Below are 26,691 nucleotides of genomic sequence, written 5' to 3'. Positions count from 1 at the left end.
CGGAGTTCTCCTCCCGGGGGTCCTTCTGGAGACTCAAGCACTCTAGAGCGATCCGAGCTGTCGACGCGTCAGGCGCGGCTGGGCGACGCTGCCGGCGCCGCCTCGGGGTGACCTGCCGCCGCGCGGCGGGGGAGCAGCAGCGGGGTCGCCAGCAGCAGCACGCCGGCCAGCCCGATGGCCGTACGCGGGCCGAGCAGGCCTCCCAGCACGCCGAAGACGGCGGTCAGCAGCGCCGTCGAGGCCTTGGTCGACACAGTCCAGGCGGAGAGCGTGCGGGTGACCCGTTCGGGCGCGGTGCGCTCCAGGCGGTAGGTGGCGTAGACGGGGTTGAAGACCCCGCAGCAGAAGATGATCCCGAGCTCCACGCCGATCACCAGCAGCAGCCCACGACTGCCCGGTCCGACGAACGCCAGGCCGACGGGCCAGAGCACGCGCAGCGCCCCGAACGCGACCAGGACCCGGTGCTGCCCGAACCGGGTGACCAGTGGTCGGGCCAGTCGCGAACCGAGCAGCCCGCCGACCGAGGGGGCGGCGAAGGCGAGGCCGTACTGCCACGGAGCGAACCCGAGCCGGCCGAGCATCAGTACCGCCAGCAGCGGCTGCGCGGCCATCACCAGACCGTTGAACAGGGCGGTGTTGAAGAACAGCGGGCGCAGCGTCGGGTCGGCGAGGATGTAGCGCCAGCCGTCGAGCAGGTCCCCGGGCCGCATACGGACGCCCGCCCGGTCCTCCGGCCGGGGCTCCTGGCTCCCGCTCGCGCGGATGCCCAGCGCCGAGAGCAGGTAGCTGACCGCGTCGGCCACCACCGTCGCCACCGGACCGAGCAGGGCGATCGCCGCGCCGCCCAGCGGCGGTCCGATGATCGTGGTGGTCCACGAGGTGGACTCGAACCGGGCGTTGGCGACCAGCAGGTCCTCGGCCGGCAACAGCGTCTTGAGGTAGGCGCCCGAGGCGGCTCGGAAGGTGATGTCGGCGGCCGCGACCACGACCGAGACCAGCAGCAGCTGGACGAAGGTGAGCACGCCGAGCGCGAACGCGGCCGGGACGGTCAGCAGTGCGGCGAACCGGGCCAGGTCCATCGCGATCAGCACCGGCCGCTTGCGGCGGAACTCCACCCACGGGCCGAGCGGCACCGCCACGGCCGCGCCCACCGCCGCCCCCACCGAGGAGAGCGCGGCGACCTCGGCCGGTCCGGAGTGCAGCACCCGGATGGCGATCAGCGGGAACGCGCCGAAGGCGAGCCAGGTGCCGAGCGCGCTGGTCCCGTAGGCTCCCCAGAGCCACCCGAACCGCCACCCCAGCCGATGCCCGAGCAGGTCTCCCAGCCGGTGCCCGCTGCTCATGTCCGACCGCCCCTCGCCACTCGCCCGCACAACCGATCCGCGATCAGCAGCATCAAAGCGAGTGCCGTACCCGGAGGTCAAACAACCACGGAGCCGTCCAGCCACAACCAACGGTTGTACCTGTAGGGTGCCGACGTGGACCTCGACACCGTCCGGACCTTCGCCGCCGCCGCCGATGCGGGGCAGTTCCAGCAGGCCGCCGCCGAGTTGGGACTCACCCAGCAGGCCGTCTCCAAGCGGATCGCCGCGCTGGAGCGCAACCTCGGCGTACGGCTCTTCACCCGGACCCCGCGCGGCGCCGAGCTCACCATCGACGGTCAGGCCTTCCTGCCCCACGCGCGCGAACTGGTGCGCATCGCCGAGCGCGCGGTCGCGTCCGTGCGCACCGGCCGCCGTCCGCTGCGCGTCGACATCCTCTCCTCGCGCGGCGCGGCGTCGGGCCTGATGCGGGGCTTCCATCGCGCGCAGCCCGAGATCGAGCTCGACGTGGTGATGATGTTCGACATCGACGCGGCTGTCGCCGCCATCCGGTCCGGTGCGATCGACGCGTCCTTCCGCGCCGTCACCGTGCCCGGCCGGCCCCTGCCGGAGGACATCGAGTGCGTCCGGGTGCTCGACGAACACCTCGACCTGCTCACCGGCTCGGCCCACGCGCTGGCGGGCGCCCGGTCGGTGACCCTGGCCCAGCTCGCCGGGCACCGGATCTGGATGCCCGGCATCGTCCCCGGGACCGAGTGGGCCGCCTACTACGACGACCTCGTCGCCGAGTTCGGTCTGACCATCGAGGCGACCGGCCCCAACTTCGGCTCCGACGCGCTCCTGGACACCGTCGCCGACACCCCGGCCCTGGCCACCTTCACGGGCGGGCACACCCGCCTGGTCTGGCCCGCCGGTTACGGGCTGCGCCGCATCCCGGTGACCGACCCGACGCCCGTCTACCCGCACTCGCTGCTCTGGCACCGCGACAACCCCCACCCGGCGCTGGCCGCCCTCCGCGCCCACCTCGCCGCCACCGCTCCCGGCCGCGAGGACGCCGGGACCTGGATGCCCGACTGGACGATCCCCGCTACCGGGCCGTCACCTTCCGGTGCGCAGGGGGCGGTTGTCAGCCGAGGTCGGTGAGTGAGCCGCGCAGCCGGTCCAGCGCCTCGTGGGCCAGCTCGCCCAGCTCACGCTCATTGCCGGGGACGGTCCAGGCGGCGAAGGCGTCCTTGAAGGCGAGCACGCCCATCTCGGCCGCCAGGGCGGTGGCCGGGTCCGGCACGCCGCGGGCGCGCAGCGCGTCCGCCATGGCCGCGCCCAGGCCGACCTGCTTGAGCTGGTCGCGCTCCTGGAGTTCGGCGCTGGTGGCGATGACGGCGCGCACGCGGGGCGCGAGTTCGCGGTTGAAGGGTGTCATGGCCTCGGCCGCGCAGTCGAGACCGGCGGCGACCGCGGCCAGCGGCGAGGCGTCCTCGGGCGCTGCGGCGATGCCCTGGGTGAGGAGCCGCGACAGCACCTCCTGCCCGGCGGCCAGGACTTCCCTCTTGTCCGGGAAGAGCCGGAAGAAGGTGCTCTTGGCCACGCCGGCGCGTTCGGTGATCTCCGCGACGGTCGTGTTGTCGTAGCCCTGTTCGGTGAACAGGTGTAGTGCGGCTGCGACCAGCCGCTCGCGTGCGTCGGGTTCCCATCGGGGCATTGGTCCATCCTATCCATGGGACCTTTGTCCCATCACTGGTGTACGGTGATGGGACAAAGGTCCCATAGCCTGGAGGAGTTCCCATGCGCGTCTTCGTCACCGGTGCCAGCGGGCTGATCGGGTCCGCAGTCGTCCCCGAACTCATCGCCGCGGGCCACACGGTCCTGGCCCTGGCCCGCTCCGACGCCTCGGCGCAGGCCGTCACCGCCGCGGGGGCCACCGCGTTCCGCGGCGATCTCGCCGACCCCGACAGCCTGCGGGCCGGCGCCGGCGAGGCGGACGGGGTGATCCACCTCGCCTTCGGTCACGACTTCAGCAACTTCGCCGGGTCGGTCGCCGAGGAGGGCCTGGCCGTCGAGGCCTTCGGCGCCGCCCTCAAGGGCAGCGGCAAACCGCTGGTGATCGCGTCCGGCACCCCCGCCGTCGCGGGCCGTCCCTCGACCGAGGACGACCCGGCGCCGACCGAGGGCCCGGCCGGGGGCCGCGGCCGCAACGCCCGAGCCGTGCTCGACCTCGCCGCCCAGGGCGTGCGCTCGGCAGTGGTGCGGCTGCCGCGCTCGGTCCACGGCCGCGGCGAGCGGACCGGGTTCGGTTTCGCCTCCGTCCTGATCCAGGCGGCCCGGCGCACCGGTGTCTCCGGCTACGTCGGCGACGGCGCCCAGCGCTGGCCGGCCGTGCACTGCCAGGACGCCGCCCGACTCTTCCGGCTGGTCCTGGAGGAGGCCGCCCCGGGAACCGTCGCCCACGCGGTCGCCGACGAAGGCGACCCGATGCGCGCCATCGCCGAGGCCATCGGCCGCCAACTCGGACTGCCCACCGAAGCGGTCCCGGCCGAGGGCTTCGGCTTCCTCGGCACCATCTTCGGCATCGACCAGCCGTCCACCAGCACCGTCACCCGTGAGAGGTTCGGCTGGCAGCCCACCGGTCCGAGCCTGCTCGAAGACCTCGCAGCAGGGGACTACCCGGCCTGACCGGCACCACTGCGAACAGCTCCGGCGGGGCCTTGCCTGTAGCGACAGGTGAGGCCCCGTCAGTTGTCGGGCGAGGGGTGGACAGGTTCCGGTACCGGTGCGGTCGGCGGGACGCTTGACATGTCCGTAGCGCTACCTTAAACCTCTCTAGAGAGCGCTCTCTGAGACTGCTGTGACGACACCTGAGCGCCCAGCCACCACCACCCGGCTGTGCTTCGCCATGCCCTACCGGCATACGCCATGCCCTACCGGCATACGCCATGCCCTGTTGGCAACTGAAGGGAACGCAATGAAGCCTTTCCCCCTCCCACGGCCGCCGGCGTCCGCACGCGGCAGATCCCGGCCGGCCCGTCGCAGGCCCGCGTTCCGTGCACTGCTCACCGTCGTGGCCCTGCTCGCCGTGTCGCTGGTCGGCGTGCGCAGCGCGGCGTTCGCCGCGGGCAGCGCGCCCTTCGGGGGCACTCCGGCAGCGGTGCCGGGTACGGTGCAGGCCGCCAACTACGACACCGGCGGCAGCGGCGTGGCGTACCAGGTCGCCTCCACCAACGGCTCCGCCAACGCCTACCGCGCCGACGGGATCGACCTGGAGTCCACGGCGGACACGCAGGACACCAGCGCGGCCGGCGGCCCGTACGACGTGGGCTGGACCACAGCGGGCCAGTGGTTCGACTACACCGTCACCGTGGCCACCGCGGGGATCTACACCGTCAGCTTCCGGGTGGCCTCGCCCTACGGCATCACCGACGCGCTGCACATCGCGAACGCCTCGGGGACCAACCTCACCGGTTCGGTCGCCGTTCCGAACACCGGCGGCTACCAGACCTGGACCACCGTCACCGCCAGCGTCACCCTGCCGGCCGGGGTGCAGACGCTGACCGTCGACCAGGACTCCAACGGCTGGAACTTCCACAACCTGGCCTTCACCCTGAGCTCGGCCGGCGGCGGATCCGGCGGCTCGGGCAGCGACCAGCCCTTCGGCGGCACGCCGGGTGCGGTGCCGGGCACGGTGCAGGGGGCCAACTACGACACCGGCGGCAGCGGAGTGGCGTACAAGGTCGCCGCCGCCAACGGCACCGCGGACAGCTACCGGTCGGACGGTGTCGACCTGGAGTCCACGGCCGACACCCAGGACGCCACCGGGGCCGGTGCGCCCTACGACGTCGGCTGGACGGCGGCGGGGCAGTGGTTCAACTACACGGTCACCGTGGCCACTGCCGGGATCTACACCGTCAGCTTCCGGGTGGCCTCGCCCTACGCGATCACCGACGCGCTGCACATCGCGAACGCCTCGGGCACCAACCTCACCGGCCCGGTCGCCGTGCCGAACACCGGCGGCTACCAGACCTGGACCACCGTCACCGTCGGCATCACCCTCGCGGCAGGCGTGCAGACACTGACCCTCGATCAGGACGCCAACGGCTGGAACTACCACTACCTGGCCTTCACCCAGGGATCCAGCGGCGGCGGCGGGGGAGGCGGAGGCGGCCCGACCGAGTACTGCGGCACCCAGGACCTCGCCCTGGACCACCCGACCACGGCCTCCTCGACCCAGGACGCCACCGACTACCCCGCACCGGACGCCACCGACGGCGACCCGGGCACCCGCTGGTCCAGCGCCGCCAGCGACCCGCAGTGGCTGCAGGTCGACCTCGGCTCGCAGCAGCAGATCTGCAGTGTGGGCCTGCTCTGGGAGGCTGCGTACGCCACCGGGTTCTCGCTCCAGGTGTCCACCGACGGCTCGGCCTGGACCACGGTCTACTCCACGACTACCGGGACCGGCGGCAACCAGTCCTTCCCGCTCTCGGTGACCGCCCGCTACGTCCGGATGAACGGGACCGCGCGCGCCACCCAGTTCGGGTACTCGATCTTCGAGCTCGGCGTCTACGGCCTGACCACGGTCGCCCCGATCAGCGGCGGCAACGGCAGCGGCGGCAACGGCAGCTGCTCCTGGGTAGGCTCCACCGCGCCGGTCGCCCAGCGGGTGCAGCAGGTGCTCGACACCATGGACCAGTCGGAGGAGCTCAGCCTGGTCGCCGGCGACGGCACCACGTCCTACATCGGGCACATCCCCGGCATTCCCAACCTGTGCATAGCGCCGACCAACATGGAGGACGGCCCCAACGGCGTCGGTGACGGGGCCGGCGGCGTGACCGCCTTCCCGGACGGCGAGAACGCCGCCGCGACCTGGGACCCGGCGCTGATCAAGCAGGAGGGCACGGCGATCGGCAACGAGTTCGCCGGAAAGGGGGTGAACGTCTCACTCGGCCCGACCACCAACCTGGTGCGCGACCCGCGCTGGGGCCGGACCTACGAGACCTACGGCGAGGACCCGTACCTGGCCGGCCAGATCACCACGGCCGAGGTGCAGGGTCTGCAGAGCCAGGGCGTGATGGCCATGGTCAAGCACACCGCGGCCTACGACCAGGAGCAGTACCCCAACGGGAAGAACAATGAGACGGTCAGTCAGAAGTCGCTGGAGGAGCTCTACCTGGCGCCCTTCGAGTCCGCCGCCAAGCAGTCCGCACCGGCCGCGATGATGTGCTCCTACGCCGTCGTCAACGGCGCCGCCTCCTGCCAGAACGCCGACATCCAGCAGCAGGGACTCGACGACGAGGCGAACTACGGCGGCTACATCACCTCCGACTGGGGCGCCGACTACTCCAGCGTCCCCTCCACCGTGGCCGGCATGGACGTGGCGATGCCCTTCTCCGACGCCGGCGCCCTGTCCGCCGCCCTCACGGCCGGCACGCTCAGCCAGGCGACGCTCAACTCCAACGCCGCCCGGATCCTCACCCAGATGTTCGCCTTCGGGATGTTCGACAACCCGCAGAGCGGCAACCTCTCCACCAGTGTCACCTCGGCGGCGCACCAGCAGACCGCGCTGCAGCTCGGCGAGGAGGGCACGGTCATGCTGAAGAACAACGGCCTGCTGCCGCTCAACCCGAACGGCACCGAGTCCATCGCGGTGATCGGCACCGACGGCGGCGCCGGGGTGGAACTCGCCGGCGGGGGCAGCGGCACGGTCACCAGTTCCAACACGATCTGGCCGATCACCGGCATCCAGAACGCCGCCGGACCCAACGTCAAGGTCAGCTACACCCAGGGCAACGACAACGGCACCACCGACATCCCGCAGGCGGTGGCCGCGGCCAAGGCCGCGACCGACGCCATCGTCTACGTCAACGCGCCGGAGGGCGAGGAGTCCGACCTCACCACGCTGGACCTGTCCAGCACCGACGAGACGATGATCGCGGACGTCGCCGCGGCGAACCCGAACACCGTCGTGGTCATCAACAGCGGTTCGCCGGTGGTCATGCCGTGGCTGAACTCGGTCGCCGGGGTCTTCGAGAACTGGTACGGCGGACAGGAGACCGGCGCCGCCATGGCCGCACTGATCTTCGGCACGGCCGACCCGTCCGGCAAGCTGCCGGTCACCCTGCCGAGCAGTCTGAGCCAGGTCCCGGCGCAGACCACCGCGCAGTGGCCGGGCACCTCGACCGGGGTGGACTTCAGCGAGGGCGTGAACATCGGCTACCGCTGGTACCAGTCGCAGAACATCACCCCTGCCTTCCCGTTCGGCTTCGGACTGTCCTACACCAAGTTCTCCTTCTCCAACCTGAACGTCGGCGCCTTCAACGCCAACGGCACGGCCACGGTGACCGCCACGGTCACCAACACCGGGTCGGTGGCGGGCGCGGACGTCGCGCAGCTGTACGTCGGCGACCCGGCCGCCGGACAGGATCCGCCGGAACAGCTCAGGGGCTTCCAGCGGCAGACGCTCAACCCCGGGCAGAGCGCGACGGTCACCTTCCCGCTGAGCATCCACGACCTGGCCTCCTGGTCGGCGGCGGACAACCAGTGGGAGGCCCCGGCGGGCAGCTACTCGATCAAGGTCGGGGACGCGTCCAACAGCCTGCCGCTGACCGGATCGACCAGCCTGGCCAAGGAGTTGACCGGCCAGATCGCCGCAGGAGCCTCCGGCGCGGGCGTCTCCCTGACCAACACGGCGGTCAGCGCCAACGTCACACCGAACTCCGGTGTGCCGGGCGCGGAGACGGTCGGCGTGGTCAACCCCTTCGGCTACAGCAGCCCGAAGGGCGCGGCGGCCTCCTTCACCATGCAGGCCGTGGACTCCGACGCGTCGCAGACCCTCGCCTTCACCGCGACCGGACTGCCGCCCGGCGTCGCGATCGCGTCGAACGGCACGGTCTCCGGCGCCGGCAGCACGTTGGGGACCTACACGGTGACGGTGACCGCGACCGACCCGAGGGGGGTGTCGGGCTCGGCCACCTTCATCTGGTCCGTCGTGCAGTGAGCACGGCGCACCGCTAGGCCGATGAGAGGGACGGGGTCCGGCTCCGCCGCGGATGCGGCGGAGCCGGACCCGTTCGCGCACGGTAGCGTTGTGGCCCAGCCGGCCACGTGCACCGAGCGGCCGATCGGACGAGGGGGACCAGGGTATGACGATGGATCAGACCGCACTCGAGGCTGCTCTGAGCGACGCCGAGCGGGAACTGCAGTCAGCGGTTCGCTCGGGCGATGTGGAGGCGCTGGACCGGCTGCTGGACGACGGAGTCGTCTACACGGGTCCTGACGGCCGCTGCCTCACCAAGGAGGAGGACCTGGAGGCCCACCGGACCCGGACCCTGGTCGTCGAGGCGTTCGACCAGGAGGACCTGCGGCTGAGGGTCGCCGGTACGACCGGTATCACCCATGTGCTGGCCGGTCTCAAGGGCACGGCCGCAGGCCAGTCCTTCGCGGCTCGGCTCCGCTACACCCGGACCTGGGTCCACGCCGACGGCGCGTGGCGAGTCCTCGCGGCCCACGCGAGTTCGGTGATCGGGTGAATTCCCTTGGGAGCGGGAATTCCTGACGCAGAAGGCGCCGCATTACCGCTGTCTTACACAACGCTTCCGGAGCGGACTCCTGGGCTCCGGGAGGGGCAGTCTGTATCCCGTCCAAGCGAAAGGGAGCAGAAATGCCCGGCATGCGAATAAAAGTCAGGGATCGTGCGGCCCGGCGCAAGCGCCGGATCGTGATCGGAATCCCGGTGGCGATGGCCCTCGCCGCGGTCGGCGGATTGGCGTTCGCGGACGTCGCGCCGCCGTCGACCCCGGTGTCCGGGGCACCGCCCAGCACCTCGACTCCGGTCGGCGGAGCAGCTCCTGCTCCGGTCTCGGCGGCGGTCACCGCGCCCACCATGATGAGCAGCAGCACCCTCGCGGCGAACATCTCCGTCACGACGGTCAAGCTCGGCTCCGCCTTCAGCTTCCTGTCCCCGTCCACCAACGGCATCCCGACCTGGACACGGACCGTCACCGCGGTCGCGCCCAACGGAACGCTGGAGGTGGCCTGGCAGGCGGCCAACTCGATCCACGTCACGCCCGTCGACCGGAACCTGCAGCGGCGCGGGCCGGACGTGGTGATCAACGGGGCCCGGGAGGTCGGCGGCCTGGTCGCCTTCAACAACGGCTTCACCCTGCTGACCCGCGTCGCCGATCACAACAGGATGGGCGAGACCGCAGCAGCGCTCATCCGGGTCGCCAACGGCCGGCTGGTCTTCGTGGTCAAGCTGACCGGCTCGTCCAGCCGTGACAGCTCACCGGCGCTCAACGGCCAACTCGCCTGGAACGGCAGCCAGTACACGGCGTACTTCACCGTGCACGGCACGAGCGGCTCCTCGTCCGGCCGGTGGGGCGACAAGATGGTCCTGGTCGGGGGCTCCGGACAGGTCCTCCCCGGCGGCTGGGAGTGGGGCTGCCGCGGCGACGTCGGACGCTCCCTCTCCTCGGGCTCGACCTCCTACGGGACCTGCTACGACGACGGCGGTTCCGGGTCCTCGACGAGCAGCAGCGTCGAGCAGATGACGAACGGCAAGGGCAGCCAGGTCGTCGCCCTCTCCGCACGCGGCCCCGTCACCTACAAGAAGAGCAGCCTCACCTGGAGCGTGAACCCGCGCTGGAAGACCGACCAGGTCGTGCTCGTCTTCCTCAACGGCAGCCACTGGAAGCAGGCGAACTCGGTCGTCCTCACCGGCGACCAGTCGACCCAGAACCTCAACGTGCACATGGCGCCCTACGGCCGGAACGCGATGCTGGTCACCTGGGACGCCTACCGCAACGGGCAGTACGCGGGTACGCACTTCCGGCTGGTCGACTCGCAGGGCCGGTTCCTGACGGTGGATCTCGTCCTGACGATCCATGTCTCCGGCAACATCGTGGTGCTCGGCAACGGGGACCTCGCCTGGGCGTTCGTCCAGCAGACCCCGGCCTCCTACCACCGCGGCGGCAGCTGGCCCACCACCACGCACCTCTTCCTGGCCCGGCTGCGGGTCAGCCTGTCGGGTACGTCCTCCTCCCCGACGTCCTCACCCACCATGTCCCCCTCGCCGAGCGTGTCCGTCTCGCCGATGCCCTCGCTGACGGCTGGCGGCGCACCGGGCACCTCGGCCTCGATGCCGACCCCCTCCTCCAGCACCAACGCGGGCTCCCACTGGTGACCCGCTGACCCCAAGGCACTGGGCCCCCCGAGCGAAGCGCTCGGGGGGCCCAGTGCCTTGCTTGATGCGCCATCGGGTGGGTGTCCGGCCGGGTGGGTGGCCGGTGGGGTGGGTGTCCGGTGGGGTGGCTCCCACTGATAGTTCGTCACCACCTGAGCGGAAACGGCGTGGGGCCGAACCATTCCGTGTGCATTGCTCAGTGAATTCCGCATTTCGAGGGCCGCTCGAAAGTCGACCGAAACTGCGCAGCTGTGCAGGAAATGGCTCAGGTCACCGGAGACACAAAATCACCGGAGACACAAAATCACCGGAGACACAGAGGTGCCGCAGGCTCCGGGAGCCTGCGGCACCTCTTATGCGGTGACCAGGGGTCGGTCACATGTGGTGGTGATGGTGCCTCATCCCCGTGCCGCCGCCGAAGGTGGCAGTCGGCATGGGCGAAGCCGAGGCACCCGTGCCGGTGCTGCTGCCGGCCGCCGGGGCGGACGAGCCGGCGGCCGCGGTGCAGGTGCTGCCTGCCGACGGCATGGCGGCGGCGGTCGACGGCACGCCTGCCGTACCGGCCACCGAGGTGGCTGTACCGACGACTGCCGTCGGCGCGGTGCCGGTGCTCGCCATCGCTGTCGCGCTACCGACTCCTGCCGGTGCGGTGCCGGCTGCCGGGGCCGACGCGCCGGCGGAACCGGCTGTCGGCGTGGCCGACATGCCGGCCGGCGCCGAGGCGCTCGCGGTCCCCGCCGCCGTAGGCGCGCCGGCGCTCGCGGACGGCGTGCAACTGGCGGCCGCGACGGGGGTCGTCTGGCCGAGCGGGGTGAAGGTAGCCGCGGTGACGACGCCGTTGCCGTTCATCGTCAGGGTGATCGGGTTGGCGGCGTTGAGCAGGCCGCCGCAGCCCAGGTTGGTGAAGCTCTGGTTGGCTCGCATGGCCAGGAAGGTGAAGAGGTTGGTGGCCATCGCCGCGTCCACCGACGGCGCGTTCTGGAACATCGCCTGGTCCTTGAAGACCCGCTGGATGCCGTTGGCGGAGCCGAAGAAGCTCTGGCAGTACGTGGTGCCGCTGCCGTTGTCCGCGCCACCGATCGGCGTCTGGTCCACGCCCTGGCGGTAGAGGTTGGCCTTGTTGGGGTCCTGGTTGTTGTTGTTGACGGTCATCGGGTCGTTCAGCGGAACCAGGGCGATGGGCGCCTGCTGGTTGGCTGCGGCCGAGAGTTCGTCCAGCGGAAGCGCCGCGGACGCCGCGCCGTCGCTCGACTGGTCGGGCCGGGTCCACGGCGTGCAGCCCAGGGCCGGGTCGATGAACTGCGTGAGCAGCAGGTTGTCGCTGCCGTTCGCCAGGTCGACGAGGTTCTGGTTCTGCAGGGCGGCCTTGCTCGCGGCGTTGTTCTGCGCCGTCGTCCCGTTGCCGGTTGCCACGTAGTGGGTCACCACGTTGTCGCTCTGGTCCTGGTCGACCACGGAGAAGTCACGCACGGTGGGGCAGGCCTGGCCGTCCTTGGCCGTTCCGGCGGCCGGGACCTGCAGCATGTTGGCCTGGATCTGCTGGTTGGCCGTCTGGAAGAACGCCGGCGCGTTGCAGTAGGAGAACTGGCCGAATATGGAGCCCTGGGTGCCGTTGACGCAGTTGCCCTGCTGGAGGGCGTTGGCGCCGTTGGCCGACTGCAGGGTGAGGTTGGTGCCGTTGAAGCCGAACCAGATGCCCACGGTCGATCCGGCGGGCACCTGCGGGGTGACGGTGGCAGCGGCGGGCTGGGTGCCCTGGTCGATCACCAGGGGGTCGTAGAGCGTCAACTGGCCGTTGTTGGTGAGGATCGCCGCCTCGACGAAGGCGGACTGGTTGGCGTTGGCCTCGTTGCACGGGCCGCCGCCGGCGTTGGTCGCGGTCAACTGGTAGGGCGTGGCGAGGCCCTGTGCGGTCAAGGGGTTGGCCGGAATGATCAGCGAGCAGTTCGGGTTGGGCGCGGCGGCGGGCGCGGCATTGTTGGCCGCGAGGGCGGTGGCCAGTCCGCCGGCCACCACGGTGAGCACCACCGTCAGGACGGCCCACAGGGACCGCCTCCTGCGTTGTCTGCTTCGTTGACCCCACGATCGGCGCGTGCGCAGTGGCGGCATGGGCAGGGGCTGTGAGCGCCTGCGCAGTGAACGGTTGCTTGCCATCGAACCCACTCCTATCCGGCGGCCGCGTCATGCTGTGTTCGCGGCCGCACTCGGGGACGGCAGCTCCTCTTCCCGCGGGGGAACTGCTCTGCTGGCCGATAGTTGCAGAACCGGAGCAGGGTGCTCCAGGGCCATGGATATCCGGGTAAACACGGATATGGGGCCCCGGTGGGAACCAACCTCCCCTGCCGCCCCAGGCGACCCGCCCGCCGTCCCCGCGGCGCGGAACCCCTGGTGGGGCCGGTCCGCGCGAGCACCGCCGAAAGCTTCGCGGCAGGGTGCCGTCGATGTTCTCCACAGGCGGCCGGCGAGTCCTTACGAGGCCGTTACAGGTCCCTTCGACCGAATCCGGGACAAGCCGGATCCCCCGGGCGTCAGCCGCGGTAGGCGGCCGTCGCGATCTGCACGAAGGAGCAGATCAGCGGGTTGCTGTCGCCCTCGTTCCACACCACGACGACGCTGCTGGGCGCCATGTCGGCGGGCAGGACCACGGTCGGGAGCGGGCGCCGCCGCGGCCCGTCGCCATCGCGCCCGACGACCCGCGCCCGCCGCCCACGCCGGCCGGTCACCACGGATCGGGCAGGCCCTCCCCGGTGGTGACGAGGCTGCGCAGGCTGCCGTTGATGTAGTGCAGCCAGCCCGTGGAACACGCGCCGAAGCACTCGACTTCCGGCACCAGGCCCACGTGGGTGAACCGCAGCTCGGTGCCGTCGGCGGTGGGGACGATGTCGAACACGATCTCGGTGCCGGTCCATTCCTCCGGATGCGGAGCGAAGGACAGATGACTGTCCGTCACCCGCCAGACCACGCGACGGTCCGGTTCGAGGCCGTCGACGCGTTGGAGGCTGTAGTGCTGAGGGGGATGCCGGTAGCTGAACTCGGCCCCCAACTCGTCGGCGCGCCCCTCGACCTGACCGGTCCACCAGGCGCCCACGTCCAGGACGGCGGCGAAGACCTCCTGCGGTGACTGCTGAACCGTGAACGATGTCGAGTAGCCGCCTTCGGCGCGCGCTGTGCCTGCTGTGCTCGTCTCGCGGCTGCCCGCGGAGTGTGTGGTCATGAGCGATCGCATCCTTGTCTCGTAGTGCCGGGTGGTTGAGCGGTCGGGTGTGTGCCGGTCGGACGTCGCGGTCAGTCGGACCTGCCGCGCTGGATCCGCTCGGCGATCCGCTGGATCCGCAGCAGTCGGGCGTCCCAGGCCCTGCCGACAGCGGACAGCTGGGCCACCGCGCGGGCGAGTTGGGCCTCGTCCACCTCGTAGCGGCGCTCGCGCCCGGCAGGCGTCATGTGCACCAGACCGACGCGGTCCAGCACGCCGAGGTGCTTGGCGACCGCCTGCCGGGTCACCGGCAGCCGTTCGCTGAGCGTGGTCGCCGTGCCGCCGCCGGCGGTGAGGAGCAGGTCGAGCATCCGCCGGCGGGTCGGGTCGCCGACGGCGGACCAGAGGTCGTCGTCGATGTCGGTGCTCACGGCCGCGCGACCAGCTCGTTGGCATGCGCGACCAGGCGTGGGAGGAAGACGTTCCAGCCACGGACGTGGTCGAGGTAGGCCTCCTCCAGCACGGCGGCCTCCCACCCGCGCTCACGGAAACCGGTCTCCTTGAAGCGCACCAGGGTGCCGCCGCCGGAGGGAGCGAGGTCGAAGGTCACCAGGAACGAGTTCGCCTCGGTGGCCGGGCCCTCGCTGTGCGCCCAGCGGAACGCGAACCGGCGGGGCGGGTCGGCCTCCAGGACGGTGAGCAGCGCGATCTCCGCGTCGGCTGTGGCCGGGTCGCCGAAGGTGATCGAGCCGGTGCCTCCGGGGACCGGGTCCAGGTCGGCGTCGTCAGGCCACCACTCGCGCAGGTGTTCGGGAGAGCTGACCACCTCGTAGACCACCTCGGGGGTGGCGTCGATGCGGAGCTCCCGCTCGATGCTGCCGTACTCCATGTGCTCCTCCTGGCCTAAACGCAACTAACGGTTGCATGTCAGCGTATCGCCGGTCCCACCCTCACGCAACCTTTAGTTGCGTGAATGGTCGGGGAGGCCAGGCCGGCCCCGCCCTGACTGGCAGGACGGGGCCGCCCTGCTGCTTACTGTCCGGGCGTCAGCACCGGGCTGTTGTGGTAGGCGGCGATCAGCCACTGGCCGTCGCGCTTCTCCAGGGTCCAGGTGCAGTTCACCTTGCCGGCCTCCGGGACCTCGGTCTGGCCGGGGAACAGGATGCCGGATTCGCTGACGACGATTGCGGCGTCGTCGCCGAGGAAGCGGATGCTGAGCTGCTTGTTGTAGGTCGCGGTGCCCTTGAGCGGCCCGTCGAAGCCCTGGGCCATGCTGGTGCGGATCGCCTCGCGGCCGTCGCGGAGCGAGCCGGTGACGATGGCGGTCGCGTCCGTGGTGTAGTCGGCGACCATGGCGTCGGCGTCGCCGGCCTCCCAGGCCCGGTAGGAGTCGACCAGCACGGCCTGGATCGCGGCTTCGTCCTCGACGTGGGTGTGTGACATCGGGTTCTCCCTTGTGACCGGTTCGCCCGGCGGGTTCCGGCGGGCTCGTCGATACATACCGGCGGGGAGACCGGAACTCATCGCGCCCGGACCCCGGACGACCGTGCCGGGGCGCGATCCGTCGGAGTGGCGGGCGGAGGGAGGGAGTGGTGTCGTGGTTTGTATGACTGATCTGATCGAGGAGTGGGCGGGCCGGTTGTTGGCCCTGGCCCCCGAGCTGTCGCAGGAGCAGGCCCACTCATACGTGCGCGAGCTCGTCGCGGCTGCGCAGAACGCCCAGAACGCCGAGGCCGAGGAGGCCGCGTTCAGTCGCGAGGAGTAGGGCCGGCCCGGAGCGCCTGCCGGGATGTCCTTCTCGTGATCACACCTGTGCCGGCAGCGGATGGAAGTTCACCCTGAACCTCAGGTTTAGGGTGAGCTTGCGGTCCGGGAAGCGTCTGACCAGCTGCGAAGTTCGGCGTCGTCGGGGATGTCGATCCCGGTCAGGTCGATGGCGGCCCCGCCGACCGCCCGCGGCGGCGCCTGCCGTCGCCGGACCGTCGGGCGCGCCCCGAACGGGGCCGTCGCGCCGGAGTGCGGCCCGGCCGGTGCGGGCTGACGCTGGTGCCATGGACACCAATCCCGGGCCCGAGCAGTATCCCGTCGAGGTCAGCGCCTACGTCGCCGAGGACCGTCACCGCCATGTCCGGCTGGTGCGCCGCGGCCGGGGTCCGCTGTGGCGGGCCTGTGCCAGTCAGCAGGAGTTCATGGCCTTCGTCGAGGAGCAGCGGCCCGGCACCGACTTCACCGACCCGGCGCAGGTCCACTGGGTCGATGCGCCGGGGGAGTGGTCCGGGAGATGAAGGGTTGACCGCGGCGGAACCCCGGCTCGCGCCTGCCGCGTTCAGCCGAGTGCGGCCGCCTTGCGCAGCAGGACGGACCGTTCGCGGATGTTGCGGCACAGCCGGGCGGCGAGTTCGAGTTCGGCCCGGGCCTCGGCGGTGCGCCCGAGTCGGCGCAGTAGTTCACCGCGCACGCTGGGGAGCAGATGCGACTGTGACAGCCGGTCGCCGGCGACCAGTTCGTCGACGATGTCGAGGGCCTGCTGCGGCCCGGCGGCCATCGCGACGGCGACCGCGCGGTTGAGTTCGACGACGGGGGAGGGGGCCACCCGGCCCAGCGCCTCGTAGAGGAGCACGACGCGCTGCCAGTCGGTCTCGGCGACGGAGGGCGCCGTCGCGTGGCAGGCGGCGATCGCGGCCTGCAGCCCGTAGGGGCCGAGGCCGTGACCCAGTGCGGCGGCCCGGCCGATCGCGGCCAGGCCGCGGCGGATCGCGGAGCGGTCCCACCGCCGCCGGTCCTGGTCCTCGAGCAGCACCGGCTCGCCGTCCGGGCCGGTGCGGGCGGGGAAGCGCGCGGCCGTCAGCTCGCACAGCGCCAGCAGCCCGGAGACCTCCGGTTCGTCGGGCAGCAGAGCGGCCAGCATGCGGGTCAGGCGGATCGCCTCGTAGGCGAGGTCGGCGCGGAGCAGATCGTCGCCGGCGGTCGCCGTCGAGCCCTCGGTGAAGATCACGTACAGCACGCTGAGCAGCCCGCCGACGCGGTTGCGGCGCTCCTGGGCCGACGGCAGCTCGAACGGGACCTCCGCTGCGGCGATCGTCTTCTTCGCCCGGGTGATGCGCGCCTGGACGGTGGGCACCGGCACCAGGAACGCGCGGGCGATCTCCTCGCTGGTCAGCCCGGCGACCGTGCGCAGCGTCAGCGCCACCCGCGCCTCGGGGGACAGCACGGGGTGGCAGGCGATGAACATCAGCGCAAGGACGTCGTCGTCCACCCGGTCGGGGTCCCAGAGCAGGTCGTCCGCCCGCTCCGGTGGCACCTCGGCCCCCGAGCTGGCCTGCCCCTCGGTGAGGCGTCCGAAGAGTGCGGCGTACCGCTCGTCCAGGGCCGAGCCCCGGCGGTAGCTGTCGATCGCCCGCCGCCGCGCGGTGGTCAGCAGCCAGCCGACCGGGTTCGCCGGCGCACCCTCGCGCGACCAGCTGACCAGCGCCTCGGCCAGTGCCTCCTGGGCGACGTCCTCGGCGAGCTCGAAGTCCCCGGTGTAGCGGCTGAGCGCGGCGACGATCCGGGCGGACTCGATCCGCCACACGGCCTCCACGGCCCGCCGAGCCGCCTGCGGGCTCGGCGGGCCTTCTCCGGGTGCGCGCATCAGAGCTGGCCGGTCCGCTCACGCCAGGCCCGCTCCTTGATGATCCACTCGTTGTCCTGCGGGAACTCGTCCACGCTCGGCACGCGGCGGACCTCGCACTTGGAGCCGGGCACCGCGGGGAGGCGCTTGGCCCACTCGACCGCCTCCTCCTTGGAGGCCACGTCGATCAGGTAGAAGCCGCCGAACAGCTCCTTGGTCTCACCGTAGGGACCGTCGGTGACCACCGGCGTCTCGCCGCCGAAGTCGACCACCACGCCCTGTCCGGCGTCGTCCAGGCCCTCGGCCGCCACCAGTACCCCGGCCCGGATCAGTTCCTCGTTGAAGCGGCCCACCGTCTCGAGCATCTCCTCGAAGGGCGTCTCCATCATCTTCGCCATGGACTCGTCCGTGCCGCGCATGATCAGCATGTACTTCGACATCTTCGGCCTCCTGTGCACCTGTGTACCGGGTCGTCCCTCGACCCTCTCACCCCTAGGTCGAACGGCACGGCAGCGGATCGACACGACACCGCCGCGACTTCCGCGGAATCCGAAAACCGGTTGACCGCGGGCCGCGGCGGCGCTGACGATCGCCCGCCTGGACCCGTAACGGCTGCCACGCGGCTCCTGCCCGGGCGGTGGCCCGGGCAGGAGCCGGTCGTGGCTAACAGCTGAGGTTGCTGCCGGCCGGGACGCCCAGGATCTGGGTGAACTGCTGGTAGTCGTTGATCCGGTCCTGCATCTCGGCGGTGTTGTTGCCGTTGCACTCGAGGCCGCCGTTGATGGCGCGGATGGTCTGGCCGAAGCCCGCGCCGTTGACCATGGCGTCGTGCGAGGTCATGCTGCCGCCACCGGTCGAGGTGTCCCAGAACCACAGCCCGGTCTTCCAGGCCACCGAGGCGTCGTTCTGGACCAGGTAGGGGTTGTCCAGCAGGTCGATGCCGAGGGCGTCCCCGGCCGCCTTGTAGTTGTAGTTCCAGCTGATCTGCAGCGGGCCGCGCCCGTAGTAGGCGTAGGTTCCGGCCGGGCAGCCGTAGGACTCACTGGCGCAGTAGTTCCCCGACTGGTCGATCTCGGTGACGTAGACCAGCCCGCCGGTCTCGTGGTCGACGTTCGCCAGGAACGCCGCGGCCTCCTGCTTCTGGACGGTGGTGCTGCCGGTGGTGGCGAATCCCGGGTAGGCGCTGAGCGCCGCGGTCAGGCCGCTGTAGGTGTAGAAGGCGTTCCGGTTCGGGAACATCTGGTTGAACTGGGCCTCGCTGACCACGAAGCCGCCGGGCGGGTTGCCCGTACCGCCGCCCCCGCTGGACAGGTTGAAGGACTGGGCCGCGGTGCCGTTGCAGGTGTACTGCTGCAGTTGGACGCTGTCCGCGGTGGAGGCGGACGGGACGTCCAGGCACTTGCCGCTGAAGCGGTTGACGAAGTGGTAGGTGCTGCCGGATTCGAGCACCGGCAGCCACTGCTGGTTGTTGCCGCCGCCGTAGGTCCACAGTTGGATCAGTGATCCGTCGGCGCTGGAGACGTTGGAGTCGTCCCAGACCTGGGCGGTACCGGCGGCACTGCCGACCTGGAAGTATCCGCCGCTGGTGGCCGTGAACACCCAGTTCTGGGCGGCGGTGCCGTTGCAGGCGTACTGCTGGACGGCGGTGGCGTTGGCGGTGCCGGCCGCCCTGGCGTCCACGCACTTGCCGCTGTTGAGGTTGGTGACGGTGTAGCTCTCGCCGGAGTTGACCGCCGCCGCGGCGGCGGGCGCCATGGCCAGGGTGAGGCCGCTCGCGGCCAGCACGGCCGCGCCGGTCAGCGCCATCGCGGAGGAGAGCCGGGGCAGCGGCCGGGGCCGCCGTCGGGGCAGGTGGAAGGTGCGCATGGGGGTACTCCCTTGTCGTGGAGGGGGAGGCTGTGACGTGCCTGCGTCCACGCCGCTGTGGGGGCAGGGCAGGACGGCTCGCCCGCCCGGGGCCGGGCGGGAGCCAGAGATGTGCCGACAAGCCGCTGGTAGAACGGCAGTTGAGGTGACGTCAGCACATTCCTCGGACCTGATTGAACTCACATCACATGTCCCCGTCAAGGTCTAGACCTATCGGAATGGGCTTTGCGTGAGAGCGCTCTCGGGCCTATGGTCCGGACTGCTCCGACGACTCGAACGGATGGCGGTGGACAGTGCGGGTTCCGATGACCGGGTTCCGGCCCACGATCGACGACGTCGCGCGCGCGGCCGGGGTGTCCCGGGCGGCGGCCTCCCGGGTCGTCAACAATGCCCCGGGCGCGTCGGAGCTCACCCGTGCCCGGGTTCGCGCCGTCGTCGCCGAGCTGGGCTACCAGCCCAACGAGTCCGCCCGGGCCCTGGCCTCCGGCCGCCGCCGTGCCGTCGACGTGATCGCCGTGACCTCCGGCAACCGGACCGGCCGGCTCGGCACCCATCCGTACTTCAGCCGGGTCCTGGCCGGAATGATGCCGGTACTCGAAAGCGCCGACGCGCAACTGCGCCTGCACGCGGTGGGCCGCGAGGCCGCCGCTGACGCCGTCGAGGAGATAGCGGCCGACGCCACGCTCGGAATGGTGCTCGCCGATGCCACCCCGGCGGTGGCGGCCCGGCTCTACCGACGGTGCCGCCGGGTCGTGTCGATGGTGCCCACCGCCGCGTCCGTGCCGGGCATGGAGGCCGACAACACCGGCGGTGCCCACGCCGCGGTCGCCGAACTCCACCGGCTCGGCCGCCGCCGGATCGCCGCGATCCACGGTCCCGCCGACAACCCGTGCGCGATCGACCGGCGTCTCGGGTACCGGCGCGCCGTCGAGGAGCTGGGGCTGACCGCGGTGGGGGCCGACGGCGACTTCCACCGCGAAGGCGGATACGCCGCCGCGCTGCTCCTGCTCGAACAGGAGCCCGCCATCGACGCGATGTTCGTGGCCTGCGACCTGATGGCGGCCGGAGCCGTCCAGGCCGTCACCGCCACCGGCAGGCGCGTTCCCGAGGACGTCAGCGTCATCGGCTTCGACGACAGCATCGCCGCCGTCTGCGCCAATCCGCCGCTGACCACCATGCGGCTGCCCGTCGAGGAGATGGCGGCGGCCGCCACCCGGCTGCTCCTGGAGGGCAACCCGGGGCCGGGCCACCGGCAGCGCTTCCCGGTCGAACTCGTCACCCGCCAGAGCACCCAGAACTGAAGACACCAGGAGAACGACGGCGATGGCAGTGGACGAGCAGGCCGAGGCCACGGGACCGGCGCTGGGCGAACGGGCGGAACGCGCGTCGGCGCTGCGACTCGTGCTCGGGTCCCCGTTGTACCGGGGCGCCACCGTCGCCCTGTTCCTGTCCGGACTGGGGTCCTCGGCGGCCGCACCGCAGATCGCGTCGTTCCTGGTGAACAACCTCGGCGGTTCGCTCACCGCAGCCGGGCTGTTCTACCTCACCAGCCTGACCGCACCGGTGGCCGGCTACCTCGTCGGCTCGCGCTCGGACCGGGTCGGCGGACGCCTCGGTCTGTTCCGCGTCTGCGCGGTCGCCGGATTCGTCGGCTGGGCGGCCATCGGGCTGTCGACACGGCTGTGGATGCCCTACGTCATCAGTGCCGTCGTGCTGGGCTTCGCCGGCGCCGCCACCTCGCAGCTCTTCGCCGCGATCCACGACGAGACGACGACCCACCCGAACGCGAACAACGACGGAGTCGTATCCGTCATACGGATGGCACTGACCGGTGGCTGGGTGATCGGTCCGGCCGCCGGATCGTTCCTGGCCTCCCAGACCTCCCCGCGCGTCATGTTCCTGGCCACGGCGGCCTGCGCGGTGGCGCAGATCGTCCCGCTGGGCACCCTCCGCACCCCGGACGCCCCGCTCGCGGCCGACCACACGCCGCAACCCGGTGCCCGACGCCCCGGGACGCGGGCGATGCTGCCGCTGCTCGCCTTCACCACGCTCTACGTCCTGGTCTACGCCGGGGAACCGATCAAGTACGCCTACCTGCCCATCTACATGAACAAGCAACTCGGCTTCGCTTCCGGCCTCAGCGGCGCGGTCATCGGCATCCAACCCCTCGTCGAACTCCTGCTGATGCCCCTGGCCGTGGTCGTGGCCCGCCGCATCGGAATGATGCGGCTGATGGCCGCCGGTGCGGCCTTCGGCGTCGCCGCCAACATCTGCTTCGCCACCACCGCAACCGCCGCCGGGCTGTTCGCCGGCCAGATCCTCATGGGCGGCGTCTGGGGGGTCTTCGCCGCCCTCGGCATCATCGTGGCCCAGCGACTCCTGCCGGCAGCCGTCGCCACCGCGTCCGCGATCTTCCTCAGCTCCACCGCCCTGGCCTCCGCCCTGGGCGGAGTCGCTGGAGGCATCGGATCGGCCGCCGTCGGACTGCCCCACACCTTCCTCATCCCGGCCGCGCTCGGCTGCGTCGCCGTCATCGGCCTGGCCAGGATGGCCCGCGCACAGGAACGTCAGCGGATCGACACTCAGTAGTGCCGGACCGCCCGAAGGGGAGTGCCGGCAGCTCGGCGCCGCGCCGGGGAGGCGCGCCGACCGCGGTCCTGTCCGTAGGCTCGGCCCATGAGTACGCACTACGGTGCCCGACCGACCATGAACGACGTCGCGAAGAGGGCGGGGGTGGCACCGAAGACCGTGTCGCGGGTGGTCAACGGGGAGCCCGGGGTCTCCGAGGCGACCCTTGCCCGGGTGCGGGCAGCCATCGCCGAGTTGGGCTTCCGGCGCAATGACGGCGCCCGTTCGCTGCGCAGCGGCAGGACCGCCAGTATCGGCCTGCTGCTGGAGGACATCGCGGATCCCTTCTCCTCCCAGCTCAACCGGGCGGTGGAGGAGGCGGCGCGGAGCCGGGGGTGCCTGGTGCTCGCCGGTTCGAGCGCGGAGGACCCGGTGCGGGAACGGGAACTGGCGCTGACCTTCTGCTCCCGTCGGGTCGACGGACTGATCGTGGTGCCTGCGGGGGACGACCACCGCTACCTGCTTCCGGAGCTGACGGCGGGCCTCGCGGCGGTGTTCGTGGACCGTCCGGCGCGACGGATCGAGGCGGACGCGGTGCTGACGGACAACGTCGGTGGCGCGCGGGAGGGCGCGGCGCACCTGATCCGGCACGGGCACCGCCGCATCGGGTTCCTGGGGGATCTGCCGCACATCCCCACCGCTGCCGAGCGACTGCGCGGCTATCGGGAGGCGATGACCGGGGCGGGTCTCCCGGTGTCGCCGGAGTGGATCGTGATGGGGTCCACGGGTCCGGCCGAGGTGGGTGCGGCGGTCGAGCGGCTGACGTCCGCTCAGGTCGGTGTGACGGCTGTGCTCGCCGGCAACAACCGGATCACCGTGGGGGTGCTGCGCGCGTTGTCCGCGCAGGACCGTGGCCGGATCGCAGTGGTCGGCTTCGACGACCTGGAGCTTGCGGATCTGCTCAGCCCCGGCCTGACCGTGGTGGTGCAGGATCCGGAGGCGCTCGGTCGGGCCGCGGCCGAGCTGCTGTTCGGCAGGCTGGCGGGGGATCGCCGCCCCCCGCGTGAACTCCGTTTCCGGACAAGGCTTGTGGCCCGTGGCTCCGGCGAGATCCGGCCGGGGACAGCCTGCGGCTGATCCACGGAATGCCGCGGATCCCTTGACAAGGAGCGGGGAGGGGAACAGCGTATGTCAACGTTGTCATGAGGAGCCGGGATGGGGGCCGGCCGTCCCGTCGGGCCCGCTCAGGAACGGAACTGCCGCACATGTCAGAACCCTCGACCCACCCCACCCGCCGGTCGGTCGTGACCACCGGCTCCACCCTGCTCGCCGGCATCGGCCTGAGCGCCGTGCTGCCGGCCGTCAGCTCCGCGACCGCCTCCGCCGCCCCGAGGACGCCCGACCCGGCGGCACCGATCCCGAAGGGGACCCCGGCGTCCACCGAACTCGCCGCGTACCGCCCGGTCACCGTGTCGTCCACGGCCTACGCGCCCACGCCCGGCGCCTTCGCGGTGGACGGGATCAGCGGGACCGGTGTCCGCGGCACCGGCTGGCGGGCCGCGGTCGGCGACCCGCAGTGGATCTGCGTCGACCTCCAGGCGGACTGCCAGGTGGACGCCGTCCGGCTGACCTTCGAGGCGACGGTCGACGACCCGGTCTTCGTGCCCTCCACCGGCGGGGATCCGTGGGACGGGACGACCGGCCAGGAGGTCCTCTCCAGCTGCGCGGTGGCCTTCACCGTCGAGGTGTCCCTCGACGACCGGCAATGGACGAACGTCCACCGCACCACCGCCGGCACCGGCGGCGTGGTGGACATCCAACTGGACCGTCCGGTCGGCGCACGCTGGGTACGGCTGACCGTGACCGAGCGCTCCAACGGCAACCCGCTGGGCCTGAACGGCTTCCAGGTGTACGGCACGGCCGCGGGCCGCCCCCCGGCCACCGGCTGGACCGACTGGGGCACCAACCGGCACCCGGCGCCGCCGCTCGCCGTCGCCGCCGACGGCACCGTGCCCCTGGAGTCGGGCTGGACGCTGACCATGGACGACCGGGCCGCGGGCACCGGCGCGGAGCTGTCCCGGCCCGCGGTGGACGTCAGCGGCTGGCTGCCCGCCACCGTCCCCGGCACCGTGCTGACCTCCCTGGTCGAGCAGGGGCACCTGCCCGATCCGGTGGCCGGCCTGAACAACCTGCGGATCCCCGAGGCACTGTCGCGCCACTCGTGGTGGTACCGGCGCGAGTTCGCCCTGCCGAGCGAGCTGCGCACCGGCGCCGGCCGCCATGTCTGGCTGGAGTTCGACGGGGTCAACCACCAGGCCGACATCTGGCTCAACGGCCGGCAGGCGGGCGGGCTGACCTACCCCTTCGCCCGCTCGGCGCACGATGTGACGTCCCTGCTGGCCGCCGAGGGGGCACAGGCGCTCGCGGTGAAGATCACGCCGATGCCGTTCCCGGGCAGCCCGGGCGACAAGGGACCTGACGGCCTGTCCTTCGTCGACGCGGGCGCCGACATGATGAACCGCAACTCGCCCACCTACCTCGCGTCCTCGGGCTGGGACTGGATGCCGGCGGTACGGGACCGGGTCTCCGGGATCTGGAACCATGTGCGGCTGCGCTCGACCGGCCACGCCGTCATCGGCGACCCGCGGGTCGACACCCGCCTTCCCGACCTGCCCCTGACCAGCAAGGCCGCGCTCACCATCGTGGTCCCGGTGCACAACGCCGACACCGCCGACCAGCAGGTCACCGTCACCGCCGCCTTCGACGACGTCACCGTGTCACAGACCGTCACCGTCCCGGCGGGCGGCAGCCTCGACGCCACCTTCACCCCGGACAGCCACCCCCAGTTGCTCCTCCGCAACCCGAAGCTGTGGTGGCCGAACGGCTACGGCAGTCCCGACCTGCACGACCTCGCGCTCACCGCGTCGGTCGACGGCCAGCAGAGCGACCGGCGCACCGCCCGCTTCGGCATCCGGCAGTTCGGTTACGACTACGCCGTCCCACTGCCGTTCACCAGCACCGACGACGCGTACACCCAGTCGGTGCCGCTCGGGGCGCGGCAGGCGCGCTACGTCCGGGTGAAGTGCCGGACCCGGGCCACGGGTTGGGGGTTCTCCCTTTGGGCCCTCTCGGTGATCGGCAGCAGCGCGCCCGGCACCGACCTGGCCCTGCACAAGGCGGTCAGCGCCTCGTCCGAGGACGGGTCCAACCCGGCCGCCAACGCCACCGACGGCAACCCCGACACCCGCTGGTCCTCGGCCTACCAGGACGACCAGTGGATCCAGGTCGACCTGGGCGCCCCGGTCGCCTTCGACCGGGTCGTGATCGTGTGGGAGCAGGCGTATCCGAAGACCTATCTGATCCAGGTGTCCGACGACGGCGCGACCTGGACCGACGTCAAGTCCGTGGACAACGCCCCGACGCCGCTGAAGATCAGTGTGAACGGCGTCCGGGTGTTCTGCCGCGGCGGCAACTGGGGCTGGGACGAGCTGTTGCGCCGGATGCCCGAAGCCCGGATGGACGCGGCCGTGCGGATGCACCGCGACATGAACTTCACGATGATCCGCAACTGGGTCGGCTGCAGCAACCGGGAGGAGTTCTACGCCAGTTGCGACGAGCACGGCCTGCTGGTCTGGAACGACTTCCCCAACGCCTGGGGCATGGACCCGCCCGACCACACCGCCTTCAACGACCTGGCCCGGGACACGGTGCTGCGCTACCGCATCCACCCCAGCATCGTGGTCTGGTGCGGAGCCAACGAGGGCAACCCGCCGGCGGCGATCGACACCGGCATGCGGCAGGCCGTGGCGGCCGCGGCCCCCGACCTCTTCTACCAGAACAACTCGGCCGGCGGCATCGTCACCGGAGGAGGCCCGTACGGCTGGGTGGAGCCGGAGCGGTACTACGCCCCCAGCACCTACGGCAGCGGCAGCTTCGGCTTCCACACCGAGATCGGCATGCCGGTGGTGTCCACCGCCGAGAGCCTGCGGAACCTGGTCGGCGACGAACCGGAGTGGCCGATAGGCGGAGCCTGGTTCTATCACGACTGGAGCACCAAGGGGAACCAGGCCCCGCAGAACTACCGGGCGGCGATCGAGTCCCGGCTCGGAACCGCCGCCGGCCTGGACGACCTGGCCCGTAAGGCACAGTTCGTCAACTACGAGAACACCCGGGCCATGTTCGAGGCATGGAACGCCAACCTCTGGAACGACGCGAGCGGTCTGATGCTGTGGATGTCCCACCCGGCGTGGCACAGCACGGTGTGGCAGACCTACGACTACGACTTCGACGTCAACGGGACCTACTACGGCGCCCGTAAGGCTTGTGAAGCCGTCCACGTCCAGGCCGGTCCGGTCGACTGGCAGGTCATCGCCGTGAACCACACGCCCGGGACGCTCGACGGAGCGACCGTCACGGCCCAGCTGCTCGACATCAAGGGGCAGCAGCTAAGCGCGACCCGGCGGACGACGCTGGACGTCGCGGCGTCGAGCACGACGCAGGCCTTCGCCGTCGGCTGGACCGACGACCTGCCCGGATTCCACCTGCTGCGGCTGGCCCTGACGGACGGCGACGGGCGGGTCCGGTCCACCAACACCTACTGGCGCTACCGGCAGCCCACCGACATGGCGGTGCTCAACAGCGCTCCGGCCGTACGCGTCTCGGCCGCGATCAGCGGCCCGAGCGGCTCGGGCGCGCGCCGGACGCTGACCGCGACGGTCCGCAACCGGGGCTCGGCCGTGGCGGCGATGATACGGCTGTCGCTGCTGGACGACCACAGCGGCGAGCGGGTGCTGCCGACCCTGTACGGGGACAACTACCTGTGGCTGCTGCCCGGGGAGTCGCAGTCGGTCACCCTCTCCTGGCCCGCCGAGGCGCTCCCCTCGGGTCGGCCCGCGCTGCGGGTCGAGGGCTACAACGTCCCGAGGACGTGGGCACGGTAGCCGCCCCGCCCGGCGCCCCTCCC

At 71.5% G+C, this 26,691-nt stretch carries 21 protein-coding genes; 11 read left to right on the top strand and 10 right to left on the bottom strand.

What is annotated here, in order from left to right:
- Positions 1–68 precede the first annotated feature (68 nt).
- On the bottom strand, positions 69–1,343 hold the full coding sequence (locus TR46_RS05980; RefSeq protein WP_042394662.1) for an MFS transporter: 1,275 nt from the start codon (positions 1,341–1,343) through the stop codon (positions 69–71).
- A gap of 135 nt (positions 1,344–1,478) precedes the next feature.
- On the opposite strand from TR46_RS05980, the gene TR46_RS05975 reads away from it, so the two are divergent.
- Positions 1,479–2,465 carry a LysR family transcriptional regulator gene (locus TR46_RS05975; protein ID WP_042394659.1) on the top strand — a complete coding sequence of 329 codons (987 nt, stop codon included), beginning with the start codon at positions 1,479–1,481 and terminating at the stop codon, positions 2,463–2,465.
- Here the strand turns inward: TR46_RS05975 and TR46_RS05970 are convergent.
- A complete protein-coding gene (locus tag TR46_RS05970; protein ID WP_042394655.1) occupies positions 2,449–3,021 on the bottom strand; it encodes a TetR/AcrR family transcriptional regulator in 573 nt (190 codons plus the stop codon). The two genes, TR46_RS05975 and TR46_RS05970, sit on opposite strands and share 17 nt — an antisense overlap.
- Before the next feature lie 83 nt (positions 3,022–3,104).
- Between TR46_RS05970 and TR46_RS05965 the strand changes: the two genes are divergently transcribed.
- The 4 genes from TR46_RS05965 (at position 3,105) to TR46_RS05950 (ending at position 10,491) form a co-directional block, all read left to right on the top strand.
- A complete protein-coding gene (locus TR46_RS05965) occupies positions 3,105–3,992 on the top strand; it encodes an SDR family oxidoreductase (protein WP_042394652.1) in 888 nt (295 codons plus the stop codon).
- Between the two features lie 385 nt (positions 3,993–4,377).
- Complete coding sequence (locus TR46_RS37695; protein WP_052432571.1) at positions 4,378–8,307, top strand: glycoside hydrolase family 3 C-terminal domain-containing protein; 3,930 nt, start codon at positions 4,378–4,380, stop codon at positions 8,305–8,307.
- A gap of 145 nt (positions 8,308–8,452) precedes the next feature.
- The gene (locus tag TR46_RS05955; RefSeq protein WP_201776371.1) at positions 8,453–8,839 is read left to right on the top strand and encodes a nuclear transport factor 2 family protein; all 387 of its coding nucleotides are present in this window, start codon (positions 8,453–8,455) and stop codon (positions 8,837–8,839) included.
- Positions 8,840–8,970: 131 nt separating this feature from the next.
- Positions 8,971–10,491 carry a hypothetical protein gene (locus TR46_RS05950; protein ID WP_152626311.1) on the top strand — a complete coding sequence of 507 codons (1,521 nt, stop codon included), beginning with the start codon at positions 8,971–8,973 and terminating at the stop codon, positions 10,489–10,491.
- 375 nt (positions 10,492–10,866) lie between these two features.
- Here the strand turns inward: TR46_RS05950 and TR46_RS40725 are convergent, their stop codons facing one another.
- From TR46_RS40725 to TR46_RS05915, 5 genes are all read right to left on the bottom strand, one after another.
- Entirely contained in the window at positions 10,867–12,519 is a 1,653-nt protein-coding gene (locus tag TR46_RS40725; RefSeq protein ID WP_063770534.1) for a hypothetical protein, read from the bottom strand.
- A gap of 691 nt (positions 12,520–13,210) precedes the next feature.
- Complete coding sequence (locus TR46_RS05930; protein ID WP_084717976.1) at positions 13,211–13,705, bottom strand: SRPBCC family protein; 495 nt, start codon at positions 13,703–13,705, stop codon at positions 13,211–13,213.
- A gap of 71 nt (positions 13,706–13,776) precedes the next feature.
- The gene (locus TR46_RS05925; protein ID WP_042394646.1) at positions 13,777–14,115 is read right to left on the bottom strand and encodes an ArsR/SmtB family transcription factor; all 339 of its coding nucleotides are present in this window, start codon (positions 14,113–14,115) and stop codon (positions 13,777–13,779) included.
- Positions 14,112–14,573: an SRPBCC domain-containing protein gene (locus tag TR46_RS05920; RefSeq protein ID WP_042394643.1), complete on the bottom strand. Its 462-nt coding sequence runs from the start codon at positions 14,571–14,573 to the stop codon at positions 14,112–14,114. Before TR46_RS05920 ends, TR46_RS05925 begins: the two co-directional genes overlap by 4 nt.
- 143 nt (positions 14,574–14,716) lie before the next feature.
- A complete protein-coding gene (locus TR46_RS05915; protein WP_042394640.1) occupies positions 14,717–15,127 on the bottom strand; it encodes an SgcJ/EcaC family oxidoreductase in 411 nt (136 codons plus the stop codon).
- A gap of 163 nt (positions 15,128–15,290) precedes the next feature.
- Here TR46_RS05915 and TR46_RS42100 point away from each other — a divergent pair, with 163 nt between their 5' ends.
- Together TR46_RS42100 and TR46_RS05910 are read left to right on the top strand one after the other, a co-directional pair.
- A complete protein-coding gene (locus TR46_RS42100) occupies positions 15,291–15,449 on the top strand; it encodes a hypothetical protein (protein ID WP_161790089.1) in 159 nt (52 codons plus the stop codon).
- Positions 15,450–15,735: 286 nt separating this feature from the next.
- Positions 15,736–15,969, top strand: a complete 234-nt coding sequence (locus TR46_RS05910; protein WP_042394637.1) for a hypothetical protein — start codon at positions 15,736–15,738, stop codon at positions 15,967–15,969.
- Positions 15,970–16,010: 41 nt separating this feature from the next.
- On the opposite strand, the gene TR46_RS05905 is transcribed toward TR46_RS05910, so the two are convergent.
- The 3 genes from TR46_RS05905 to TR46_RS05895 all read right to left on the bottom strand — a co-directional run bounded on the left by TR46_RS05905 (position 16,011) and on the right by TR46_RS05895 (position 19,100).
- On the bottom strand, positions 16,011–17,315 hold the full coding sequence (locus TR46_RS05905) for an RNA polymerase sigma factor (RefSeq protein ID WP_042394634.1): 1,305 nt from the start codon (positions 17,313–17,315) through the stop codon (positions 16,011–16,013).
- Complete coding sequence (locus TR46_RS05900) at positions 17,315–17,734, bottom strand: YciI family protein (RefSeq protein ID WP_042394631.1); 420 nt, start codon at positions 17,732–17,734, stop codon at positions 17,315–17,317. The genes TR46_RS05905 and TR46_RS05900 overlap by 1 nt, the downstream gene beginning before the upstream one ends.
- Positions 17,735–17,957: 223 nt before the next feature.
- Positions 17,958–19,100: a glycoside hydrolase family 19 protein gene (locus TR46_RS05895; protein ID WP_042394859.1), complete on the bottom strand. Its 1,143-nt coding sequence runs from the start codon at positions 19,098–19,100 to the stop codon at positions 17,958–17,960.
- A 365-nt stretch (positions 19,101–19,465) separates the two neighbouring features.
- On the opposite strand from TR46_RS05895, the gene TR46_RS05890 reads away from it, so the two are divergent.
- From TR46_RS05890 to TR46_RS05875, 4 genes are all read left to right on the top strand, one after another.
- Positions 19,466–20,461: a LacI family DNA-binding transcriptional regulator gene (locus TR46_RS05890; protein WP_042394628.1), complete on the top strand. Its 996-nt coding sequence runs from the start codon at positions 19,466–19,468 to the stop codon at positions 20,459–20,461.
- Positions 20,462–20,483: 22 nt separating this feature from the next.
- On the top strand, positions 20,484–21,749 hold the full coding sequence (locus TR46_RS05885; RefSeq protein ID WP_042394625.1) for an MFS transporter: 1,266 nt from the start codon (positions 20,484–20,486) through the stop codon (positions 21,747–21,749).
- 87 nt (positions 21,750–21,836) lie between these two features.
- Positions 21,837–22,865: a LacI family DNA-binding transcriptional regulator gene (locus TR46_RS05880; protein ID WP_042394623.1), complete on the top strand. Its 1,029-nt coding sequence runs from the start codon at positions 21,837–21,839 to the stop codon at positions 22,863–22,865.
- A 128-nt stretch (positions 22,866–22,993) separates the two neighbouring features.
- The gene (locus TR46_RS05875) at positions 22,994–26,668 is read left to right on the top strand and encodes a discoidin domain-containing protein (protein ID WP_042394620.1); all 3,675 of its coding nucleotides are present in this window, start codon (positions 22,994–22,996) and stop codon (positions 26,666–26,668) included.
- The last annotated feature ends 23 nt before the right edge of the window (positions 26,669–26,691 follow it).

This window comes from Streptacidiphilus carbonis, assembly GCF_000787775.1.
In the GTDB taxonomy this organism is placed as follows: domain Bacteria; phylum Actinomycetota; class Actinomycetes; order Streptomycetales; family Streptomycetaceae; genus Streptacidiphilus; species Streptacidiphilus carbonis.
The sequence above is the reverse complement of the archived record's forward strand: the minus strand, read 5'-3'. Positions and strand labels throughout refer to the sequence as shown.

Bases quoted from the DNA above. Each gene is read 5' to 3' on its own strand.
- TR46_RS05930 (WP_084717976.1), bottom strand. From the start codon at position 13,705: ATGACCACACACTCCGCGGGCAGCCGCGAGACGAGCACAGCAGGCACA.
- TR46_RS05920 (WP_042394643.1), bottom strand. From the start codon at position 14,573: ATGGAGTACGGCAGCATCGAGCGGGAGCTCCGCATCGACGCCACCCCC.
- TR46_RS05885 (WP_042394625.1), top strand. From the start codon at position 20,484: ATGGCAGTGGACGAGCAGGCCGAGGCCACGGGACCGGCGCTGGGCGAA.
- TR46_RS05890 (WP_042394628.1), top strand. From the start codon at position 19,466: ATGACCGGGTTCCGGCCCACGATCGACGACGTCGCGCGCGCGGCCGGG.
- TR46_RS05895 (WP_042394859.1), bottom strand. From the start codon at position 19,100: ATGGCGCTGACCGGCGCGGCCGTGCTGGCCGCGAGCGGCCTCACCCTG.
- TR46_RS05875 (WP_042394620.1), top strand. From the start codon at position 22,994: ATGTCAGAACCCTCGACCCACCCCACCCGCCGGTCGGTCGTGACCACC.
- TR46_RS05950 (WP_152626311.1), top strand. From the start codon at position 8,971: ATGCCCGGCATGCGAATAAAAGTCAGGGATCGTGCGGCCCGGCGCAAG.
- TR46_RS05980 (WP_042394662.1), bottom strand. From the start codon at position 1,343: ATGAGCAGCGGGCACCGGCTGGGAGACCTGCTCGGGCATCGGCTGGGG.
- TR46_RS05905 (WP_042394634.1), bottom strand. From the start codon at position 17,315: ATGCGCGCACCCGGAGAAGGCCCGCCGAGCCCGCAGGCGGCTCGGCGG.
- TR46_RS05915 (WP_042394640.1), bottom strand. From the start codon at position 15,127: ATGTCACACACCCACGTCGAGGACGAAGCCGCGATCCAGGCCGTGCTG.
- TR46_RS05910 (WP_042394637.1), top strand. From the start codon at position 15,736: ATGGACACCAATCCCGGGCCCGAGCAGTATCCCGTCGAGGTCAGCGCC.
- TR46_RS05955 (WP_201776371.1), top strand. From the start codon at position 8,453: ATGACGATGGATCAGACCGCACTCGAGGCTGCTCTGAGCGACGCCGAG.
- TR46_RS05900 (WP_042394631.1), bottom strand. From the start codon at position 17,734: ATGTCGAAGTACATGCTGATCATGCGCGGCACGGACGAGTCCATGGCG.
- TR46_RS05880 (WP_042394623.1), top strand. From the start codon at position 21,837: ATGAGTACGCACTACGGTGCCCGACCGACCATGAACGACGTCGCGAAG.
- TR46_RS42100 (WP_161790089.1), top strand. From the start codon at position 15,291: ATGACTGATCTGATCGAGGAGTGGGCGGGCCGGTTGTTGGCCCTGGCC.
- TR46_RS05965 (WP_042394652.1), top strand. From the start codon at position 3,105: ATGCGCGTCTTCGTCACCGGTGCCAGCGGGCTGATCGGGTCCGCAGTC.
- TR46_RS05970 (WP_042394655.1), bottom strand. From the start codon at position 3,021: ATGCCCCGATGGGAACCCGACGCACGCGAGCGGCTGGTCGCAGCCGCA.